Annotated in this window: 2 protein-coding genes; both read right to left on the reverse strand. The window is 33.1% G+C overall.

The window, feature by feature from the left end:
* Positions 1-194: 194 nt before the first annotated feature.
* Positions 195-1,115, reverse strand: coding sequence for a nitronate monooxygenase (locus VJ881_07085; GenBank protein ID HKL75813.1), 921 nt, complete (start codon positions 1,113-1,115; stop codon positions 195-197).
* A 41-nt stretch (positions 1,116-1,156) separates the two neighbouring features.
* Positions 1,157-2,708, reverse strand: a 1,552-nt coding sequence (locus VJ881_07090) for a methyl-accepting chemotaxis protein (GenBank protein HKL75814.1), incomplete at its 5' end; no start/stop codon positions are given.

Here is a 2,708-nt window from a genome sequence, read left to right on the forward strand (position 1 = left end):
GCAATAGTACTGGTAAAACAGTCTTACAAACATCTTACTAAAGATCCAGAAGAACAAGAAAGAATGAGTGCTTAAACCTTAACCCAAAGTTAACACATTATACCTTACACCCTATATAATGTAAAAAGGCTGGTCTGAGAATTCACTCAGATCAGCCTTCCTTTTATTATATAAACTTTTTAGACCTAAATATATTAATTTAATCTTATTTCAGCTTCTTTTATAATTTGCTGAACAATTTCAGAACAGGATTTAATCTCCTTAATAGCTGATAAACTCTGCCCGGCCTGAACAAATCCCCGATCTATATCTCCTTCCTGAGGTGCTATTCTACTACTTCCAACTACCAATTCTTCTAATTCAGAATCAGAAACTCCTTCTTTTTCAAGTTTTAAGTATTTATCTGACATTTCATTTCTTATCCCACGTACAGGATGACCATGCACTAATCCGGTAACTACCGTATCTGTATCCTGACTATCTATGATTTTTTGTTTAGCTTTAATATGAGCATTACACTCTTTAGAAGCATAAAATCTAGTGCCCATCTGAATCCCGGCTGCCCCCATAACTAAAGCAGCTGCCAGACCTCTACCATCAACAAATCCACCAGCAGCAATTACTGGAACATCAATTTCAGGTATAACCTGAGTCATCAAAGCCATAGTTGTAAGATTACCAATATGCCCTCCGGCCTCCATGCCTTCGATTATAATTGCATCTGCTCCTTTATCGACAACTTTATGGGCTAATCGTAAATTAGGTACTACAGGAATAGCTATTATATCTGCTTCATGTAATTTTTTAAAATATGTTATTGGATTCCCAGCACTTAAAGTGGCATAATCGACTCCTTCACTACATAATGTATCAACTATTTGGTCACAATTATCTGCCATCAACATAACATTTACTCCAAAAGGTTTATCAGTATTATCTTTTGCGATTTTTATTTGTTCTTTTACCCAATCAGTATCTCTACCGGCGGCTGCGATTGTTCCAGCTCCTCCTGCATTAGAAACTGCTGCTGCTAATTCTCCGTCTGAAACCCAGGCCATAGCTCCTTGCACAATAGGGTATTCAATTCCCAGTAGTTCTGTAAATTTAGTTTTCACTTTATCCCTCCATCTATTATCTCTAAAATATATTATATTTTCTATAATTCAAAAGTATCTATTATCTCCGATAGTTCTTTAGACATTGCTGCTAATTCTTGAGCTGCATCTACTATTTCTTCTGTAGAATCAATCTGTTTATGGCTGGAAAGTGTAACTTCCTCTGCATTTTTGGCAGCCTCATCACTAACTACAGCTACATCTTCTACAACCTGTTTTACATTATCACTTAACTCAGCCATTTGATTATTTTTATTACTTATATTATTTATTAAATCAATTAAATTACTTACTCTCTTTTCAATTGTAGCAAAGGTTTCTCCTGTACCTTCAATAACTTTTACACTTTTATCTACTACCTCTTCCGTATCATTCATCTTATTTACAGCACTTTCTACATTATTTTCAATCTTAGCTATAAGTTCTGCAATCTCTTCAGTAGCTTCTGCTGATTCTTCAGCAAGTTCTCTTATTTCATCAGCAACTACACTAAAACCACGACCTGCTTCACCGGCTCTGGCTGCTTCTATAGCTGCATTTAAAGCCAGTAAATTTGTCTGTTCAGCTATACTATTAATTAACTCGATAATTTCACCAATTTCTTTAGAAAGATCATTTAAGGAATGAATTTTATTGGAAATTTCACCTGAGTATTCTTTAACCTGATTGATTTGTTTTATTGAACTGTCAATAGCTTTTGTCCCCTCTTCAACATTAGAAATTACTTCTTTTGAAGATTTCTCCATAGTTTCTGACATCTCTTTAGTATCTTTGATTTCATCTATCAAATTATCTATCATATTTTTACTTTCATCTACCTGAGCAGACTGTTCTTCAGCTCCAGAAGCAACATTTTCTATTGCCTGACCTACATTTTGAGCTGAATTTTTAACTCCCTTCCCTGAATTTAATAACTCTTCACTAGAATCATCCAGATTGTCTGATATAGTAGCCATCCTTTTTATTATCTCTGATATATTTTCTACAAATTTATTAAAAGATTTTACTAAATCACCAAATTCATCTCCTCTATCATTCTTCATCTTAACCTTTAAGTTTCCATTAGCTAATTTTTCAAATCTATCTACAAGAACTGGAATAGGATTCAACATTTTTTTAACAATAAATATGGTGATAATTACTAAAATAAGGGCAGTAATACTAAGATAAATTAAAACTTCTTGGGCTAAACTTGTAATCCTGTTACCAATAATCTTACCCTTAAAAGCAGAAGCTGAAATAATCCAACCATAAGGATCATAAACTTTTGAGCTGGTTATTTTTTTGGTATTTGTTTTAGGAGAAATATAACTAACTATAGAGTTTTTATTTTCATACATTTTCTTAAATGCTGCACTATCTTTAGTTTTATTTTCTCCTTCATAAACTGGATGAACAATCAATTTTCCTTCTTTGTCCATTACAAATAAAAAACCATCACCATCTAAACTACCTCTTAGATTATAATTAGCCTGTCTCAGCTTTTCGATAATTTTATCTTTACTTTCATATTCTTCATCTAAAATCTTAATATATTCCTTAGTTATCTCCACCTGATCAGTGAGCCCTTCTCCAATAACCTCTTCAAAACTC

This window comes from Halanaerobiales bacterium, from assembly GCA_035270125.1.
GTDB lineage: Bacteria > Bacillota > Halanaerobiia > Halanaerobiales > DATFIM01 > DATFIM01.